The organism is Pedobacter sp. UYP24, from assembly GCF_054057295.1.
On the sequence record NZ_JBSRZD010000009.1, the window covers coordinates 52,530 to 72,144 of the forward strand.

Genomic DNA, 19,615 nt, shown 5'->3' on the forward strand with positions numbered 1-19,615 from the left:
AAAAAGGCTGGCTAACTCCTGCAACAGAACCAGCCAGCCTTTTGGTGAAACTTCTTTAGTGACCTCCCTCGGCCTCTATTTTTTCTATGTCAATTCCTTGTTTCCTTAATTCATTACTTACCTTCCAGGCAAAGAAAATCAAATAGGCAAATCCTATTACAGGAACAATATAAGAACTATGTATACCTATGGTATCAGCGAGCTCTCCTTGGATAGGAGGAATAATTGAACCTCCCAAAATCATCATGATTAGAAATGCAGAACCCTGACTGGTATATTTACCAAGACCAGTGATCGAAAGTGCGAAAATTGATGGCCACATGATCGAACAGCATAATCCACCACTAACAAAAGCAAAAATGGCAATATGCCCTTCCGTGAACAATCCGATTAGCATAGCTAAAGCACCTATTGTTCCAAAAACAGCAAGAGTTTTTGCGGGTTTCTCTTGACCAATAAAGAATGCCACAATCATAACAACAATACATATTGCGTATGGGAATAGGCTATTTATATCTGTTCCTGTTGCATGATTTACACCTAAAATAACAGCAAAAGCTATGAAAGGCACTATGATAGTAAGTGCAGTCTTAACAGATTTCGGCAGACTAAAGGCGCTAATTGCTCCCGTCCATCTTCCAACCATCATACTGCCCCAGTAAAGAGAAATGTAAGGCTTAATTGCTGAATCTGCCAGCCCACCAAAATTAGGTTCTTTTAGTAAGGCGCCCAAGTTACTTTGAATCGTTACCTCAGTTCCAACATACATAAAGATGGCCAACATACCCAATATCATTTGCGGGTACTGCATTGCACCCCACTTAGGCAATGTTGCCTGATCTTTTTTGGTAAAGTAGGCATAAAACAAGGCACCAAGAATAATGGCTAATGATGAATAAACAAACACTGATGCTGTAACGCCAGTAAGGGTAGAAAGAGGTCCGGCAGCAGCAACCATCAGAAAACCGAGTATCATCACCACCAATGGACTGTTAGGCTTTGGACTTGCTTCCACCGTTTCATTGCTGGTCACATCTGGCAACTTAGAGATCGAATAAAAAATTGCAACAGCAATAAAAAGCCCTGCTAGTATATAGTATAAATTGTTTATAGACGAGATTTCTACAACTTTTGGAATCGCATCACTCGCACTCCCAAACAATACCACACTCACAATTACCGGCCCAAATAAGCCACCGAGGTTATTTACCCCACCTGCCAGATTTAGACGATGTGATCCACCTTCAGGAGCCCCTAAGGCAACAACAAAAGGATTCGCTGCCGTTTGTTGCAAGGAAAATCCAATTGCGATAACAAAGAAAGAAAGTAAAATAAATACGAAAGATCCAGAACCTACCGCAGGAATCATCAGTAATGCTCCTCCAGCAGAAAGTATAAGTCCGAATATGATACCTTTTTTATATCCTATTTTATTAAGGATATCTACGCGGCTTGCCTGAGAAGCAAAATATAAGATTAGAGACCCAATAAAGTAACCACCATAAAATGTAAAGTCAATTAATTGCGATTCAAATTGGGTTAAGCTAAAATGCGTTTTGCAAAACGGAATAAAAATTCCATTTGATGCTGCTACAAAGCCCCAGAAGAAAAACACTGTAATAATTGTATACAGTGCCGTTCCATAATTCTTTTGTGTCTGTTCTGAACTCATATTTTAATTTAGTTTTTAATGTGATAAACATAAATAAAAAAAACTGTACACGAAAGTAGAATAAATACAAATACACTTTAAAGGCTGGCTTTACACTAAGACCATACAAGAACCATATTTAGACCATACTTCTACACAAAACAGGTACCTTTTTGCGAAGGAGTATGGTAATTGTATCGAAGAAGTATCGAACCAGTACCGAGTCTATCCACATCCTATCCTGCTCTTGTCTTTACGCAAAGCCTGATCAAGTCACAATTAAATAAGCAACCTGCAAGCCACTGACAATGTGCTGTTAGTACCCTTTTCCGGTCAAATGACGTACTAAAAAAGGTCATATGATGTACCAACTGATGTCATATGACCTTTTTTAGTACACCGCTATTGGGTAAATTTGTAGTACACAACGCGATGTTAGCAAGCAGTGATGCATGTGAAAAAGTTCTTTGACATATTTTTAAAATTGGGCGGTTTAACCAGTGGGTTAAGACTGCTCTAATTATTTCGGCTTCTAAATCTTACTAGAACTGGTTTTAAAATATCACTGTTTATGTTTAAAATTGCATATTAGCATAATATATCTATTGAACTGAATGTTTGAAGCAATATTACAAGGGATAGGTGCAGGGGTTTTATTTTCGTTTTTAACGGGCCCTGTATTTTTTTCTATGATCAAAACAAGTATTGAATCGGGCTTCAAAGCAGGGTTTGCACTAGCTATTGGTGTAATATTCAGTGATATAATTTTTATCTCCTTAACCATCTTCAGTTCTCAGTTTGTTGATTATAATTCGGAGTACAATCAATACATAGGTATTATCGGTGGTTTGTTTCTGTTTGGTATTGGCACTTATTATCTATTCCACAAAGTAAAAGTAAACTACGAGATTGCGCATACCATTAAAGTTCGCAAACGTGGATATATATTGAAGGGATTTTTAATGTGCCTGCTCTCTCCATCCACACTCATGTTTTGGATCATGGTTGGCGGGGTTATTTCGGTACAGCTTCATTACGATATGGCCGAGAAAGTCGTGTTTTTTGCAGTTGCCATGACAACCCAGCTATCGGTAGATTGTGTTAAAACCTATTACGCTGCTAAGCTCAGAGACAAAATCAAAGAAAAAAATATACAGGCATTAAATAAAATAGCCGGAGCAGTGATCTTGATCTTTGCTATCCGGCTATTTGTACAAGTAATATTAAAACACTACCACTAATTCTTTTTAATAAGCTCTTTGGTTATTTCCTTCTTTCCAGTTCACAAAAGCTTTATTAACCACTTTATTTCCACCTGGTGTTGGGTAATTTCCAGAAAAATACCAGTCGCCACTATGATTAGGGCATGCAATATGCAGATTATCTAATGTCTGGTAAATCACCTTTACTTCTGCATTGATATTTTCAGGGGTGATAATCTTAGTAATCTGATCTGATATCTCCTGTTGTTTAAACGGTCTGTAGATATCTTTCACATGATTCACAATTTCTTCTTTGGGAAGCAATAATGAAGCTTTACATTTCTGATAAACTTCTTCAATGATGTGCTCCATTCCATTCGCCTTTAAAAGCTGGATTGCAGCCTCAAATGCAACAAATTGTCCCATTTTAGACATATCAATACCATAACAATCCGGATAGCGAATTTGGGGAGCAGATGATACAATGATGATCTTCTTAGGATGCAACCTATCGATGATTTTGATAATACTTTGTTTAAGCGTAGTACCTCTAACAATAGAATCATCAATTGCAACTAAAGTATCTACATGATTTTTAATTACTCCGTAAGTAGTATCATAAACATGCGCTACCATATCCTGCCTGTCAGCATCCTGGGTAATGAAAGTCCTGAGCTTAACATCTTTGATTGCCAACTTCTCCACTCTTGGATTCATGGACAACAACTCGTCCAACTGCTCATCTGTTAATGTCTCCTTTCGGTGAAGTAAGGTCTCTTTTTGAATATTCCTTATATAACTGTGCAGACCTTCAACCATTCCATAAAACGATACTTCTGCCGTATTTGGAATAAATGAAAACACCGTATGCTTTAGATCTGAATTTACTGCTTCAAGGATCTGATCACACAACAGTGCCCCAAGATGCTTACGTTCGCGATAGATCTCTGCATCGCTACCCCTGGAGAAATAGATACGCTCAAATGAACAAGCTCTTTTCTCTTCAGGCTCCCTGAATATTTCCTGACTAACAGTCCCATCTTTCTTTACAATCAAGGCGTAGCCTGGTTGTATTTCTTTAACATCTCTAAATGGAATGTTAAACGCAGTCTGGATTGCCGGTCGTTCTGAAGCAGCTACAACAATTTCATCATCCTGGTAATAAAACGCAGGCCTGATACCAGAAGGATCTCTTAAAACGAAAGCATCACCATTACCCACTATTCCAGAGATCGCGTAGCCTCCATCCCAGTTCTTTGCAGAACGTTTCAGTATTTTAGCGATGTCCAGGTTATCAGATATTTTATGGGTGATATCTATATTATCCAAGCCCTCTCTTTTATATTCGTCAAAAAGAGTTTGGTTCTCATCATCCAGGAAGTGACCTATTTTCTCTAAAACAGTTACCGTATCTGCCTGTTCCTTAGGGTGCTGACCAAGCTCATACAGTTGTTCTAATAACTCATCAACATTGGTCATGTTAAAGTTACCAGCAATTACCAGATTCCTGGTCATCCAGTTATTCTGACGAAGAAAGGGGTGACAGTTCTCAATGCTGTTCTGCCCATGCGTACCATACCTAAGATGACCCAACAAAACTTCTCCAATAAAACTCACATTTGCTTTAAGCCATTCGGCATCCTGCATAAGTTCCGGTGTATTATTCTGAATATCAACAAACTTGTTCTGTACATAGCCAAAAATGTCTGCAACAGCATTCTGAGCCATGGATCTGTACCTACTAATGTAACGGTGCCCGGGCTTCATATTTAGCTTAATGGTAGCTATACCCGCGCCATCCTGACCACGGTTATGCTGTTTTTCCATTAAAAGATAAAGCTTATTGAGTCCGTAAAGTGCAGTACCGTACTTTTCCTGGTAATACGAAAGTGGTTTTAAAAGCCTGATAAAAGCTATCCCACATTCGTGTTTTATCGAATCACTCATTGGTCTCCTAATTGAGCCGCAAATTTAGAGTTAATAACTTTCAGAACCTAGAAAGAAATGCAATGTAAATTCAGATTACAGTCATAATGAACTTACACGTCAACATGCTCAGATTTGACCTGTTTATTGAAAAAAACAGAGGCATGCTCATCAAATGTTTTAGCCTCTCCAGAAGTAAAAAAGCTTCTTTTACCATTCCTACCCAGCTTTAACTCCATTTCCGGATGCTTCTCTAAGTAAATAGCAAGGCTGTTTGCCACAATCTCCCCTTGCCCAACTAGTTTCACATTTGCAGGAAGCACCTGTTCAATCTTGGAAGCCAACAGCGGGTAGTGGGTACAAGCTAATAATATGGTGTCTATCTGCTCATTTTTTGAAAGCAGGTCGGCTATATATTTTTCAATAAAATAATCAGCTCCTGGATTAATGTGTTCGTTGTTCTCAACCAAAGGAACCCACATCGGACAGCTCTGTTGTTCTACGGTTACTGCCGGAAAGAACTTGCCGATCTCCATTAGGTAAGATCCAGAATTAATAGTACCTCTGGTTCCCATCACGCCAATAACATTTGATTTGCTGTAATTACCAATCACCTCAGCAGTAGGCCTAATCACACCAAGCACCTTATTTTCAGGGAATTTAATGGGAAGAACTTTTTGCTGTATGGATCTTAATGCTTTGGCCGAAGCCGTATTACAAGCTAAAATAACTAATGGACAACCCTGAGAAAAAAGCCATTCTACACATTCAAGCGTATATTCATAAACCGTTTCAAACGAATGATCGCCATAAGGGGAGCGGGCATTATCACCCATATAAACATAATTGTAATCAGGAAGCTTCTCCACTATGGACTTAAATACGGTTAAGCCGCCGTATCCTGAATCAAATATTCCTATAGACTGATTTTTCATGAAAAGAAAAGCGGGATTGAGTTTTATTACTCAATCCCGCAATTTAATTATTTAACATCATATACGGCACCTTTGGCACCAATAGGTGTTTTAAATTATTTTTTTGGTGCAGCAGTAGGTTTGGCTACAGGTGAAGCTGCAGTTGCAGAAATACCTAGTTTAGTTTTAATTAATGCAGTGATGTCTTCACCTCCATCAAAATAAACCAATGCTGGATTTGCCACATCAAATACGTAAGCATAACCTTTTTCTTTTGAAACTGCATTGATAGCTGCAGCAGCTTTTGACTTAATTGGGTTAAAAATATCAGTGTTTTTTTGCTCAAGTTCTTGTTGTGCTTTAGCCTTTGCATCTTCGATACGTTTTTGAAGGTCTTGCAGATCAGCACCTGCAGCTTGCAATTCCTTACCAACAGTTTCTTTGTTTGCTTCGCTAATTGTTTTTTCCTTGGCTTGTGCTGCCTGATACTTTGTTTGATATTCAGCAATCATTTTGTCGATGTCAGCAGACTTTGTCTTAGAAAGTGCTTCCAATGCGGTTTGGCCAGCTTTAAACTCAGGCATTGCCTCGATAATCAAAGCCGAATTCAAGTGTGCTAATTTTTGTTGTGCATTTGCCATATTGGCAGTAAACAGTAACCCAGCTGCTACAAAAAATGCGTTCCTTAACTTTCTCATCTCTATTGTTCTTAAAAATTGTTGTAATTTACTTATTTATGTGTTATTTCAAAATAGTTCCTGGCTTATAGCCTAATCTGGTAATCACGTCATTACTTACATCGTAAGTAATGCTTGCGTAGATCATCATGGTTGATTCGCTACTTTTATCAAAAATGAAATCAAAGAACTTGGCCTTCGCAATTTCAGCAATGGCTTTAGTTACCTTCTCCTGAATCGGACTTAAAAGCTTTGTCCTGTTTTGGAATAGCTCACCATCCGGACCGAAAATTCTGCGTTGAAAATCTTTAGCATCTTTCTCTTTTTCGATAATCTCGTTCTCTCTTCTTTTTCGCATATCTGCAGTTAGCAATACCTGGTCGGCCTGGTAAGCTTTGTACATTTTATCAATATCGGTAAAATTATTATCTACCTGCTTTTGCCATTGCTCAGAGAGTACATTAAGCTGACTTAATGAAGATTTATACTCAGGCAAATGTTTCAAAATGTATTCTGTATCCACGTAAGCGAACTTTTGTGCAAAGGCGCCAAATCCGGCAAACAGAAAGAAGCAAATTAAAAAGTATTTTTTCATTTTATTATGTTTTTCAATAGGTGTCAAACGTTCAATTAAAACCCTCCCAATTGCTGGGCAATACTAAAGTGGAACTGGCCCTTATTGGCATCTGGTAAACCCGGTATCTTATCAAATCCGTATCCATAATCCACACCAAGCAATCCAAATATAGGCAAGTAAATCTTGGCTCCAACTCCCACAGATCTTCTTATATTAAAAGGATTAAAGTCGCTAAACTTATCCCATGTATTACCACCTTCAGCAAATGCAACAACAAACGCTGTAGCAGATTGGCTTGCAATTACAGGATACCTTAGCTCCATTACGTATTTGTTAAAAATCGGACTACCTGACTTTTGAGCAAGATTTACATTAGAACCCACAGGAACTACCGAATTATTGGCATATCCACGCATAGCAATCAGTTCAGAACCTTGCAAGAAATCAAAACCCTGCATACCGTCTCCACCCAATTTAAACCGCTCAAATGCAGACTGACCAACCGCTCTGTTATATAAACCAAGGAATCCAAATTGCGCTTGTGCTTTAACTACAAACTTACCCGCTAGTCTTTGGTACCACTGAGATTCAAATTTCCATTTATGGTATTCAGTAAACTTATAACGCTGCTTGTCTGACGCTGTGCTATAATTTATATTATTTAATAAAGAATATGGTGGCGTAGCCTGAATGGTAAACCTGAAGATAGACCCATCAGTAGGGAAAATTGTACTGTTTCTTGAATCCCTGCTTAGTTCTTGCGTTAAGTTGAAGTTATAAGATGTTCCAGTATTAAACAAGTAACCAGGATAATTAGTCAAGATATATTGCTGTGCATTGATAGAGTGTGTAAGCTGGAAATAGTTGTCCGGAAATTTTAATACCCTTCCCAAACTGATAGTTACTCCATTCAAACGGATTTTTTGAGCATTCGGACTAGCAGAACTAGCACCATTTGACTGAGATGAAGTGAATGCACTTACCCCAAAACTAACTGGCTTCTTTCCACCAAGCCATGGCTCAGAAAATGAGAAACTGTACGACTGATAATATTTACCATTGGTCTGCCCCCTTAAGCTCAACTTTTGTCCATCGCCTTTTGGCAACGGTTTGTATGCAGCACCGTTAAACATATTTCTCAGTGAAAAGTTATTAAAGGTTAACCCTAAAGTTCCAATGATGTTACCACCACCAAACCCACCAGATAGCTCAATTTGATCTGAAGGTTTTTCTTCCACTGTATATTCAATGTCAACTGTACCATCAGCCGGATTAGGTTTTGGAACAGGAACTGTTTTAGATTCATCAAAATAACCAAGTTGACCCAATTCACGTATAGTACGCACTAGAAGCTCTTTAGAAAACTTCTCTCCTGGTTTTGTACGAACCTGGCGCAATGCAACGCGATCGTGCGTTATGGTGTTACCCTTAATCGTTACGCGATTATTGGTATACTGCGGACCTTCAGCAATACGCATTTCCAGTTCAACAGTATCACCATAAATTTTAGTTTGAACCGGCTCTACATTAAAAGTAAGGTAACCATCATTCAGGTATAAACTGGAAACATCTTCACCAGACGGGCTTCCACGAAGTTTCTTTTCTAGCTTCTCTTCACTAAACACTTCACCTTTTTCTATACCCAATATGGTTGATAAAGCTTTGTCCGTATATTTTGCGTTTCCTGCCCAGGTAATGTTACCAAAGTAATATTTAGGCCCTTCAAACAGGTCTATTTTGATACCAATAGATTTATCGTTGTATTTATAAATGCTGTCTTTTAGAATCGTCGCATCACGATAACCCTTCTCCTGCATTTTAGCGATAAGCTTTACCTTATCTTCATCATACTTTTCCTTATTGAACTTGCCCGAACCAAAAATCTTATAAAAAGCCTGCTGTTTAGTCTTTTTGAGGAATTTTCTAAGTTTTGCAGAAGAAAAATCTTTATTTCCGGTAAAGTCGATTTCATGTACTTTAACCTTGTCGCCCTTAGTAACAAATACTTGTAAAACCATTCCATTCTCAAGATTGGGATCAGCAATAGTTTTGTATTCTACTGAAGTAAAGAAATACCCTTTACCCAATAAATATTTCTTAATGATGGCGGTAGTGGAATTATAAAGGTTTTCGTTAATAATTGCCTTACCCTTTTTCTCATTAATCTTTTCAAGAATATCCGTCTTCTGAGATTTACTTAATCCGTTCAATTCAAAAGTACTCAAACGCGGGCGTTCTACCACAGCAATATCAAAATAGACACTATCTCCATCAATCTTACTGATATCCAATTTGATGTCATCAAATAAGCCCTGAGCCCACAATGCTTTAATTGCATTTGCAGTTGCTTCACCAGGTAATGTGATCCTTTCGCCTTTGATCAATTTCGATAAGGTAACGATTACCTCTTTATCAATAAATTGAGTTCCACTAATGGTAGTTCCACCAATAATATATTCTTTTGGATTGAAATAATCGAGGTCAAGACCATTCACCTTTAAGGTTGGCTGGGCAGGAGGAGTTTGTGGACGGGTAATTTGTGCCATGGTTGGTAAACCAATCAAAAGCAAAAATATGAGTTGATATATTCTTTTCATTTACAATCTAAAAATCGATGCTAAGTTAATTTAAACACCTGTTAAAAAGTGTTAAAGTTAAAATTAGTTCAATTGTTCACTAATTTTACCAAAGCGGCGTTCGCGCTTTTGGTAGTCTACAATAGCTTCAAAAAGGTTCTCCTGTCTGAAGTCAGGCCATAAGGTATCGGTAAAATAAAGCTCCGTATAGGCCATCTGCCACAATAAAAAATTACTTACCCTATGTTCCCCGCTAGTGCGGATCATCAGTTCAGGATCTGGCATATTAACTGTAGTCAGCTCCTTTGTAAAGTTCTCTTCATTGATATCAGCTATACTGATTTTTTTGTCTTCAATCTGTTGTGCAAGCTTTTTGGCCGCATTCAAAATCTCCCACTTCGCACTGTAACTTAAAGCAAGTGTTAATGTGCAGCGGGTATTATTTGCAGTTTTATCCATCGCACTTTTTAAGTCGTCAATACATTTTTGTGGTAACGATGCGATATCGCCTATAGCATTTAAACGGATGTTATTTTTTGTTAGCGTAGGTGTCTCCTGATTGATAGTTGATATCAATAGCTCCATCAGCGCATTAACTTCGTCAATAGGTCTGTTCCAGTTTTCAGTCGAAAATGCATAAACAGTTAAATATTTAATGCCTATATCTGCACAGCCCTCTACTATATCTTTAACAGAAAGCACACCGGTTTCATGACCAAAATGCCTAAATTTTCCCTGATTTTTAGCCCACCGCCCATTACCATCCATGATAATCGCTATATGTTCAGGAAGGCGTGTTTCGTCAATTTGTTCTTTGAATCCCATTATAATGTGCAAATATGCCTAAAATGTATAACATTTTTGGGACACAAAGGTAAAAGATATGCCAACACCTACAAACATATATGAATCTCTTTTCCTAAAATCTCCTCTTTGAGTTCCAATACGCCCGTAATCAGGGTTTGAAGATGGGTTAGAAAGTTTTTCACGAATTGCCCTATTCTCATCTGCCGGCCAAACATTTGGGTCTGCATAAACCCCACTCACATCATCCAGGTAATCTGTAAAAGCTGTTCGGTAACCTATCTGCGTAAACAAACCCCAACTGTCTTTAATTCTAAATTTTGCTCCTAAACCATAAGGCACCGATAATGCAAAATTTCTATAGGCATTCGCCTGCCCTTCTGTTTGATAAAACCGCAGCCGGTATTCTTGTACTTCAGTCGAATTTCCGATTTGGTAATTACCTTTGGGACTAAAAAAAACTAAACCCACGCCTGTAAAAATATAGGGTGTAAAATTCTTAGTACCACCTCCGGCAAAGTATTCCAAAAAGTTAAAGTCTGCTTGCAAGCTTACTTCATTTAATGAAGTACTAAAATTCAATGCCCGGTTTTGTTCATATGCGTTACTACTCTTAAGGTCGTTAGCTTTAACCTTACCGAAGTTGTAATGCAATCCAACCGCCCAATAAGGGTCTAAATTAATCTTCAGATAGGCCCCTGCTGATGGCCCGCTTACTTTTAAATATTGTGTTTGATTCAGGTCTCCAATATAAGCAGCACCTCCTGCCGCTAATCCTATCTCAAGCTTCTGGGCAGTAGTATTGCTATACTGAAAAGTAAATAATACAAAAAGCCCAGCAAAAAGTAGCTTATATCGCATCTTAATAATTCCGCGTATCAATGCCCCACAACAACTTGTTCCGCAGCGTGGTCAGGTAACTCTCCTCATTTAACCGAATTAAATTCACATGGAAAGATGCCTTGTTTAAAGTTATTTTAACAGACCGGTCTACTGTTTCAGTTCTGGAATCACAGGAAACCAGGAACTTCGCGCTGCGCGCTTCAATTTCAAAAGTGAGGGAAACATCATCCGGAACAATAAGCGGCCTTACGTTTAGGTTATGTGGCGCAATGGGCGTTACCACGAAATTCTGCGAACTCGGATAGATAATTGGACCGCCACAGCTTAATGAATATGCGGTAGAGCCAGTAGGTGTGGCAATGATCAACCCGTCTGCCCAATAAGAGTTCACAAATTCATTGTTCATATAAGCATGAATAAGCATCATTGCAGAATTGTCTCTCCTGTGTATGGTAACGTCATTCAGTGCAAAATTCACATCACCAAAAAGGCCTTGTTTTGAACTAAAATTTAGCAGTGTGCGCTTATCTAAGCTATAGTTTTTATTATGGATCGCCTCAATGGCAGTCTTTATCTCATCTTTATTGATACTGGCCAGGAATCCAAGGCGACCAAAATTGATACCGATTACAGGAATCCCAGAATCTCTAACCAATGCCAGCGTATCCAACAGCGTTCCATCTCCTCCAAGACTAATCAATACGGCTGTCTTACCAGGCAATTCCTTGTGGTCCTGAAAAGTGATAATGTTATCGGGAAGCTTAATTTTATCGCTAATAAAATCCAGATATTGTTTATGTACCAATATCGGAGTATCATATTGTTCAAGTACAGTAAAAACTTCTTGAACAAAAGGTAATACACTGTTGTTAAATTCTCTGCCGTAAATTGCAATCATTAATTAAACGTTTAAATAATTCATAAATGAATTATACCTGTCTTCCGTACCATCGTCAGAAAGTGTTGTATTGAATACAGCTTTTACCTGATAATTATAACGTTCAAAAGAAGCAATAATACCCGAAAGTTCTGTCTTATTAATTTTAAGCGTAACCTCTAGCTTCGTAGAATCCGGGAAAGATTGTACATAGGATGATAGGATTTGCGCATTATCGGCTTCTACAATCTGGGCCATATGCGACAAGGAATTATTCCTGTTGCCGATTTCCAGAACAATGATACCCCCTTGCTCTTTAACTGCATAAATCTCTGAGGTGTACTCAATAATGTTATTAATTGAGACTGATCCCAGATAGTTCTTTTTATAATCCAGTACTGGTACTACAGAGATTTTTAACTGGTTAAATAGCCTTATAATATCATACACATGTGCATCTTCATACACAAACGGATTAAGCAGTGGCAAAGAAATTGACCCGATTGTCTGTTGTGTATCCTTAACTTCTAACAAATTTTCTTCAGCAATTAGGCCCAAAAATTGGCTTTCGTTTACTATAGGCAAATGGCTAAGTTTAAACTCGGTCACCCTTTCCAACGACTTCTGAACTGAATCAGAGGCTTTTAGCGGTGGTATTGAATTGGATATGAGTTCAGATGCAAACATTTATTTCAATAAAATTCTATTTAAAAACTTGTCAAGGTAATCGTTAAAAACCTCCGGTCGCTCCATCATAGGCGCATGACCGCATTGGTCTACCCAATTCAACTCAGAATTTGGGAGCAACTGATGAAATTCATCAGCAACCTCAGGTGGAGTAACTTTGTCCTGTTTTCCCCAGATTAGTGAAACAGGTATCGTTATTCTGGATAATTCTTTAGACATATTGTGGCGTATGGCTGATTTAGCCAGGGCCAAAATTCGTATTACCTTTGATCTTTCATTTACTGCCTTAAAAACCTCATCTACCAACTCCTTTGTTGCAGTAGCTGGGTCATAAAAGGTAAACTGAACCTTTTCACGCACATAATCGTAGCTCTCTCTTCTTGGAAAGGAGCCGCCAAATGCATTCTCGTATAAACCAGAGCTGCCCGTCAGTACCAGTGCTTTCACATATTCCTGATGTGCAGATGTAAAAACAAGACCAACATGCCCGCCTAAGGAGTTGCCTATCAACACCACCTGGCCAAGCTTCTTAAATTTGATAAACTTGTGCACAAATTTAGATAAGCTTTTTACACCGAGCGTAAGTAGCGGCAATTCATAGAGTGGCAATATAGGAACAAGGACATGATAACGATCCTTAAAATGATCTATTACCGCTTCCCAGTTACTCAGCTCACCCATTAATCCATGAAGTAATACCAGGGTTTCGCCTTTTCCAGCTTCAATATATTTAAACCCATCATCTTCTATTACTTCGTATTTCATGTGATTTTGATATGTACAGCTACTAAGTTAGTAGACTAAATTTAATTTAATGTAAAAAAAGCAATATTTGTGTATCCATAACTACAAACACAATTTATGCCAATTGTGCTTTAACCAACTCTGCAATTAGTTTTCCGTCTGCCTTACCAGCCAACTCTTTATTTGCCAGCCCCATTACTTTACCCATTTCTTTTGCAGATGTTGCACCAGATTGCTTAATCAAATCAGCTACGATCAGCTCCAATTCTGCCCGATCTATCTGCTGTGGCATAAAGCCGGCAATCACTTCAATTTCCTCTTCTTCAATAAGGCTTAAATCTTCCCTGCCTTGTTGTTTGTAGATATCTGATGATTCCTTACGTTGCTTTACCAGTCGCTGTAATATTTTTAGTTCCCCTTCTTCCGTAATTTCTTCTGCTGTCCCTTTTTCCGTTTTTGCCAGCAATAAAGCAGCCTTGATAGCCCTCAAACCTCTTAACCTTGGTTGATTTTTTGAAAGCATTGCTTGTTTTATTTCCTGATCTATTGTAGTTGATACCATGTTAATCGTATATTTTAGTTTCTATTTATTATAGTAGCTGCTGCTTGTGCCGTTGGCATAATCAGCATATCGTTTATGTTTACATGTGCCGGCCTGCTTACCGCAAACCAAATCGCCTCAGCAATGTCATTTGCAACAAGTGGTTCCAGTCCGTCGTACACCTTCTTTGCCCTGCCATCATCTCCTTTAAAGCGTACTTTAGAAAATTCAGTTTCCACCATTCCCGGGTTTATTGCGGTAACTTTTATCCCGTAAGGCAGAAAATCTATACGCATGCCTTGGTTTAATGCATCAACCGCATATTTTGTTGCGCAGTAAACATTCCCATTTGGATATACCTCCTGACCGGCAATAGACCCTATGTTTATAATATGTCCTGATTTCTCTTTGATCATCCAGTTGGATACAATCTTGGTGGTATACAATAAACCTTTCACGTTTGTGTCTATCATGGTATCCCAATCCTGAATGTTCCCTTTATCAATCGGATCTAAGCCCTGACTAAGTCCTGCATTATTAATCAGCACATTCACTTTTTTCCATTGGGCTGGTAAAGTTTCCAGTTTGTAAGACAAGTCTTCGTTATCCCTTACATCAGCAACAATAGATTTAACTTCAATAGCATATTTATCTTCCAGATGCTTTGATATTTCAACAAGAAGACCTTCTCTTCTTCCCAGTAATACCAGATGATAACCTTGTGCTGCGAATAGATGAGCGCAAGCTGCCCCAATTCCTGAAGTAGCGCCTGTTATTAAAGCAATTTTTGCCATAGTCGATTATGAATAGTTAAACAAATTTATAATTTTTTTGAATGTTGCTGCTACTCGAAAAATAAACTGAAAGTCACATGACGCAGCATTAGCTTATCTATCGGGGCCGCATAGCGATGCGGCTCATCAATAAGCACATTATTGGTAGAGTAAGACAACTTGATCTCGGGCGACATCTTGAAATATTCAAAATAAAGATCCAAACCAAATCCAGCCTCATAAGAAATAAAACTGCGGGCATTGTTCACTAATTTCTCAGTTGGGTCTGTAACCAGACTATTATTTGTTTTTTTCTTTGACGATATATCTGCTGAGTATTTCGCCCCGCCTAAAACATAAGCCCTAAAATTATTACGCCTGTCAGATTTTATTTTAATCCCTACTGGAAACTCAACCAGCGTCGTTTGGATCTTTTTAAGGTTATTATCTGTTGCGTTAACATATTGATAGTCGATGGATCGGTCGTTAAACACCAATACAGGTGTAAACCTTACGTCAGCATTCTCCGCCAAACGTTTATTTACAACAAAACCAATCCCAAAACCAGCAGAAGGTTTAGAAGAGATAGACCTTAAAGCAGAAGTATTTGGTACCTGCCCATCAGGATCCACATAGGGATCTTGCCAATTTGCTTTTTTTAAAATCTTGAATTCAGAAGAGATGTACTGAAAAGTAAAACCATAATGCAAAGATTCATCATCTACCCCCCCACCCCAATTTTGGGCGCTTGCGGTAAGTCCAAACAATAAAAACAATACAAATAATTTTAATCTCATTCTATCAATTACTTAATACCAGTATAGATTGCACTAATACCGAAGGTGAGCCTTCTATCTTTAGCATCCTTAAATCCAACTTTAGCCATAATGGCTAGAAAATCCTTACCATCAGGAAAGGCGGCAACAGATTCAGGCAGATATTCGTAAGCGCGACTATCCTTTGAAAAAAGTTTACCCAGCATTGGGGTAATGTATTTAAAATATAGATTATAGCCCTGCTTAACAGGAAAGTTTCTGGGTTTAGAAAATTCCAGTATCACTATTTTACCGCCGGGCTTTAAAACTCGGTACATGTCAGCCAAACCTTTCTCCAGGTTTTCATAGTTCCTTACACCAAAAGCAACAGTTATTGCATCAAAATGATCATCATCAAACAACAATCCTTCAGAATCACCTTTCTGTACGGAGAAAATAGGTGCAAGATTGCGTTCTACAATCTTTTTACGGGCAACACCCAACATACCCTCAGAAATGTCTACACCTATTATTTGATCCGGGTTCAGCATTTTTATTGCTTCAAATGCGAAATCACCGGTACCTGTTGCAACATCCAGCATGATCTTAGGCTTAAGCGCTTTAAGCTCAGCAATTGCCTTTTTACGCCATATAATGTCTATGCCCATAGACATAAAATGATTTAAAAAATCATACGTACCAGAAATGTTGTTAAACATATCGGCAACCTGTTCTTTCTTGGTTGCAGTTGGAGAATGATATGGAGTAATGTTTTCGTTCATAGTGCGGCTCAAAGATAAGTATTGTTGAAACTTAATTTTCTACCTTTGTCAAATGATTATAAAATCGGCAACATTTATTTGCAGCAACACAAAGGTTTCTGCGCTGCCTATCGCCAATATGCCGGAATACGCTTTTATTGGCCGGTCAAATGTAGGAAAGTCGTCGCTCATCAATATGCTGGTAAATCAGCATGGGCTTGCAAAAACCTCCCAAAGGCCTGGTAAAACACAATTGATCAACCACTTTCTAGTTAATGAGAAATGGTATATCGTTGATCTTCCTGGATACGGTTATGCCAAAGTATCCAAAAACAGTCGCGAGAACTGGGAAAAATTCATTCGCAATTACATCACCAAAAGAGAAAGTCTTCAATGTGTATTTGTACTGATAGATAGCAGGTTAGAGCCTCAAAAGATAGACTTGGAGTTTTGCTGCTGGATGGGAGAAATCCAAATACCTTTTGCGCTCGTATTTACCAAGGCTGACAAACAATCTACTGTAAAAACAGGGCAAAATGTGGCCGCTTTTAAAAAGGCGCTTGGTGGATGGTTTGAAGAGATCCCACCATCTTTTGTAACTTCAGCAGAGAAAAGTACAGGCAAGGATGAAGTTTTGGAATTCATCACCAATGTAAATCTAGATTTTGCAATGCCCATTCTAACTCCTAAAGAAGATTATTAAACTAAACACATGAAAAAGTACTTTTCACTTGTACTATTTGCACACTCCGTATTTGCGCTCCCATTTGCAATGATCGGCTTTTTCTTGGGTGTAACTACAACAGACAACCCTTTTAACTGGATCCTTCTCGTACTGGTTATCCTTTGCATGGTTTTCGCAAGAAATTCAGCGATGGCATTTAACCGGTATCTGGACAGAAACATTGATGCAAAGAATCCGCGCACGCAAATGAGGGATATCCCGGCGGGAAAAATAAAGGCCAATTCTGCACTGCTATTTGTCATCGTAAATTGTATACTCTTTGTAGCTACAACCTTCTTTATCAATACGCTTTGCTTCTACCTCTCTCCTATCGCACTTTTTGTCGTGTTATTTTACAGTTACACCAAGCGATTTACCGCATTGTGCCATCTAGTACTCGGCTTAGGCCTGTCGTTAGCACCAATTGGCGCCTACATTGCCGTAACGGGGGCATTTCATGTTGTACCTGTGCTATATTCCTTTGCAGTATTATTTTGGGTAAGTGGTTTTGATATTATTTATGCGTTGCAAGATGAAGACTTCGATAAGCAAGAGCATCTTCATTCTATTCCAGTAGCCCTGGGCAGGAAAAATGCGCTCACGCTTTCGGTTGTGCTTCACGTTGGCGCAGCATTATGTGTCATACTCCCTATCCTATTCACCAGCTTCAGTTTCATCTATTACATAGGTGTAACGTTTTTCTGTGTAATGCTTATTTATCAGCACTTACTTGTTAAACCTACCGACATCAGCAAAGTCAACAAAGCTTTTGCTACCACAAATGGTTACGCTTCAGTAGTATTTGCAATCTGTTTTTTATTGGATGCCTTACTAAGAAACCATTTTAACTTCTAGATCATGATCGACCTTACCATACCTAAAAAGAAAAGAAATTACATTCCGCAGGAACTTGAAATTAAATGGGAAAAACTAGAACCGATTCTGGAGGAACTCCTGGAACGGTCTATCCGCAATGTTCATGAACTGGAGCAATGGTTAAAAGACAAAAGTGAGCTAGAGGCTGCGCTTGAAGAAGATTTTGCCTGGAGATACATCAAAATGAGTTGCGATACCACAAATGAAGCTCTTGTTAAGGATTTCCAGTATTACGCTACAGAGATCGATCCAAAATTATCACCGCTATCCAACCGATTAAATCAAAAATTTAACGACAGTACTTTTATAGATGAACTGGATCCCGACAAATATTTTGTTTTCATCAGGGCAGTAAGGAAAGCCATTGAGCTGTACCGCGAAGAAAACGTAGAGCTTTTAACCAAACTACAAGTTACACAACAAAGGTACCAGTCAATTACGGGCTCCATGAGCGTAATGATTAACGAGCAGGAATATACCCTTGAGCAGGCTGCAAACTTTGTTAAAGACACCAGTAGGAAGGTTCGTCAGCATGCCTGGGAAACCATACAGCAACGCAGACTAGTAGATAAAGATCAATTGAATGTTTTGTTTGATGAGCTGATCACTATGCGCCACCAGGTAGCATTAAATGCCGGGTTTGAAAACTACCGTGATTACATGTTCCAGGCATTAGGACGCTTTGATTACACGCCTAAAGACTGCTATCACTTCCATGAAGCCATAGAAAAAGAAATTGTACCAATTCTTAGAGAACAGGCTGAAAAACGAGCTGAGCTACTTGGACTTGAAGAATTAAAACCATGGGATCTTGACGTGAGTACCTCCGGCAAACCGGCACTTAAACCTTTTACTGACGGAGTTGAATTAATTGACAAAAGCATTTCCTGTTTTAATGCAATAGACCCTAAACTTGGTCAGCTGCTAGCCATCATGAAACACAATAACTTGTTTGATGTGGAGAGCAGAAAAGGCAAAGCACCAGGCGGTTATAACTACCCCCTGGCAGAAACAGGTGCGCCATTTATCTTTATGAATTCCGCTAATTCCCTGAGGGACCTAACCACCATGGTACACGAAGGTGGTCACGCTGTACATACTTTTCTTACTGCAGGTTTGGAACTGAATGATTTTAAGCACTGTCCTGCCGAAGTTGCAGAACTGGCTTCCATGAGTATGGAGCTCATATCAATGGATTATTGGGACATCTATTTCGACAACGAAGAAGATTTATTACGCGCTAAGAAAGAACAACTGGCTGATGTGCTCAAAACCTTACCATGGGTTGCAGTGATTGACCAGTTTCAGCATTGGATTTACACCAATCCTGGCCATAATGCAATAGATAGAGAAGATGCATTCAAGCAAATCTATACCCGCTTTGGTCACGGCTTTGCAAACTGGGACGGACTGGAACATGAGTTTGGAAACGTTTGGCAAAAACAACTTCACCTATTTGAAGTGCCTTTCTATTATATCGAATATGCTATTGCTCAACTTGGCGCAATAGCGATTTGGAAAAACTATAAAGAAAACCCTGAAAAGGCACTTGAGCAATACCTGGCCGCACTTTCTCTAGGTTATAGCAAGCCGATTAATGAAATTTATAAAACTGCGGGTATTAAATTCAATTTTAGTGTAGATTATATAGAAGAGTTGGCTGCTTTTGTCAAAGATGAATTACATAAACTAGGTTAAATTAATTTT

At 38.6% G+C, this 19,615-nt stretch carries 19 protein-coding genes; 4 read left to right on the top strand and 15 right to left on the bottom strand.

Annotated features, from left to right (window positions below; genetic code table 11):
• Positions 1 to 55 precede the first annotated feature (55 nt).
• Positions 56 to 1,672: an MFS transporter gene (locus ACVWYN_RS14935; RefSeq protein WP_457289676.1), complete on the bottom strand. Its 1,617-nt coding sequence runs from the start codon at positions 1,670 to 1,672 to the stop codon at positions 56 to 58.
• Positions 1,673 to 2,265: 593 nt separating this feature from the next.
• Between ACVWYN_RS14935 and ACVWYN_RS14940 the strand changes: the two genes are divergently transcribed.
• Positions 2,266 to 2,892, top strand: a complete 627-nt coding sequence (locus ACVWYN_RS14940) for a LysE family translocator (RefSeq protein WP_457289677.1) — start codon at positions 2,266 to 2,268, stop codon at positions 2,890 to 2,892.
• A gap of 6 nt (positions 2,893 to 2,898) precedes the next feature.
• Here the strand turns inward: ACVWYN_RS14940 and ACVWYN_RS14945 are convergent, their stop codons facing one another.
• The 14 genes from ACVWYN_RS14945 to ubiE all read right to left on the bottom strand — a co-directional run bounded on the left by ACVWYN_RS14945 (position 2,899) and on the right by ubiE (position 16,329).
• Positions 2,899 to 4,800: an amidophosphoribosyltransferase gene (locus tag ACVWYN_RS14945; RefSeq protein ID WP_457289678.1), complete on the bottom strand. Its 1,902-nt coding sequence runs from the start codon at positions 4,798 to 4,800 to the stop codon at positions 2,899 to 2,901.
• 92 nt (positions 4,801 to 4,892) lie between these two features.
• Positions 4,893 to 5,714: a glutamate racemase gene (murI, locus tag ACVWYN_RS14950; RefSeq protein WP_457289679.1), complete on the bottom strand. Its 822-nt coding sequence runs from the start codon at positions 5,712 to 5,714 to the stop codon at positions 4,893 to 4,895.
• A 95-nt stretch (positions 5,715 to 5,809) separates the two neighbouring features.
• Positions 5,810 to 6,391: an OmpH family outer membrane protein gene (locus tag ACVWYN_RS14955; RefSeq protein ID WP_457289680.1), complete on the bottom strand. Its 582-nt coding sequence runs from the start codon at positions 6,389 to 6,391 to the stop codon at positions 5,810 to 5,812.
• Between the two features lie 43 nt (positions 6,392 to 6,434).
• The gene (locus ACVWYN_RS14960) at positions 6,435 to 6,965 is read right to left on the bottom strand and encodes an OmpH family outer membrane protein (protein WP_457289681.1); all 531 of its coding nucleotides are present in this window, start codon (positions 6,963 to 6,965) and stop codon (positions 6,435 to 6,437) included.
• Positions 6,966 to 7,000: 35 nt separating this feature from the next.
• On the bottom strand, positions 7,001 to 9,544 hold the full coding sequence (gene bamA / locus ACVWYN_RS14965; RefSeq protein ID WP_457289682.1) for an outer membrane protein assembly factor BamA: 2,544 nt from the start codon (positions 9,542 to 9,544) through the stop codon (positions 7,001 to 7,003).
• Between the two features lie 63 nt (positions 9,545 to 9,607).
• Entirely contained in the window at positions 9,608 to 10,348 is a 741-nt protein-coding gene (locus ACVWYN_RS14970) for an isoprenyl transferase (protein WP_457289683.1), read from the bottom strand.
• 18 nt (positions 10,349 to 10,366) lie between these two features.
• Positions 10,367 to 11,188, bottom strand: a complete 822-nt coding sequence (gene porG, locus ACVWYN_RS14975; protein ID WP_457289684.1) for a type IX secretion system protein PorG — start codon at positions 11,186 to 11,188, stop codon at positions 10,367 to 10,369.
• A 1-nt stretch (position 11,189) separates the two neighbouring features.
• On the bottom strand, positions 11,190 to 12,068 hold the full coding sequence (locus ACVWYN_RS14980) for an NAD kinase (protein WP_457289685.1): 879 nt from the start codon (positions 12,066 to 12,068) through the stop codon (positions 11,190 to 11,192).
• Positions 12,069 to 12,071: 3 nt separating this feature from the next.
• The gene (locus ACVWYN_RS14985) at positions 12,072 to 12,734 is read right to left on the bottom strand and encodes a CBS domain-containing protein (protein WP_457289686.1); all 663 of its coding nucleotides are present in this window, start codon (positions 12,732 to 12,734) and stop codon (positions 12,072 to 12,074) included.
• Positions 12,735 to 13,499, bottom strand: coding sequence for an alpha/beta fold hydrolase (locus ACVWYN_RS14990; protein WP_457289687.1), 765 nt, complete (start codon positions 13,497 to 13,499; stop codon positions 12,735 to 12,737).
• Between the two features lie 94 nt (positions 13,500 to 13,593).
• Complete coding sequence (locus tag ACVWYN_RS14995; protein ID WP_457289688.1) at positions 13,594 to 14,040, bottom strand: GatB/YqeY domain-containing protein; 447 nt, start codon at positions 14,038 to 14,040, stop codon at positions 13,594 to 13,596.
• 14 nt (positions 14,041 to 14,054) lie between these two features.
• On the bottom strand, positions 14,055 to 14,813 hold the full coding sequence (locus tag ACVWYN_RS15000) for an SDR family NAD(P)-dependent oxidoreductase (protein ID WP_457289689.1): 759 nt from the start codon (positions 14,811 to 14,813) through the stop codon (positions 14,055 to 14,057).
• Positions 14,814 to 14,863: 50 nt separating this feature from the next.
• Positions 14,864 to 15,589 (bottom strand): type IX secretion/gliding motility protein PorT/SprT, encoded by a 726-nt coding sequence (gene porT, locus ACVWYN_RS15005; protein WP_457289690.1) that lies wholly within the window; start codon positions 15,587 to 15,589, stop codon positions 14,864 to 14,866.
• Positions 15,590 to 15,597: 8 nt separating this feature from the next.
• Positions 15,598 to 16,329 (bottom strand): bifunctional demethylmenaquinone methyltransferase/2-methoxy-6-polyprenyl-1,4-benzoquinol methylase UbiE, encoded by a 732-nt coding sequence (gene ubiE, locus ACVWYN_RS15010; protein ID WP_457289691.1) that lies wholly within the window; start codon positions 16,327 to 16,329, stop codon positions 15,598 to 15,600.
• A gap of 52 nt (positions 16,330 to 16,381) precedes the next feature.
• Between ubiE and yihA the strand changes: the two genes are divergently transcribed.
• Genes yihA through ACVWYN_RS15025 form a run of 3 tightly spaced genes read left to right on the top strand, consistent with a single transcriptional unit; the run spans position 16,382 to position 19,606 of the window.
• Positions 16,382 to 17,011, top strand: a complete 630-nt coding sequence (gene yihA, locus ACVWYN_RS15015; RefSeq protein ID WP_457289692.1) for a ribosome biogenesis GTP-binding protein YihA/YsxC — start codon at positions 16,382 to 16,384, stop codon at positions 17,009 to 17,011.
• 9 nt (positions 17,012 to 17,020) lie between these two features.
• Positions 17,021 to 17,887, top strand: coding sequence for a UbiA-like polyprenyltransferase (locus tag ACVWYN_RS15020; RefSeq protein WP_457289693.1), 867 nt, complete (start codon positions 17,021 to 17,023; stop codon positions 17,885 to 17,887).
• A 3-nt stretch (positions 17,888 to 17,890) separates the two neighbouring features.
• Positions 17,891 to 19,606 carry a M3 family oligoendopeptidase gene (locus ACVWYN_RS15025; protein ID WP_457289694.1) on the top strand — a complete coding sequence of 572 codons (1,716 nt, stop codon included), beginning with the start codon at positions 17,891 to 17,893 and terminating at the stop codon, positions 19,604 to 19,606.
• Positions 19,607 to 19,615 lie beyond the last annotated feature (9 nt).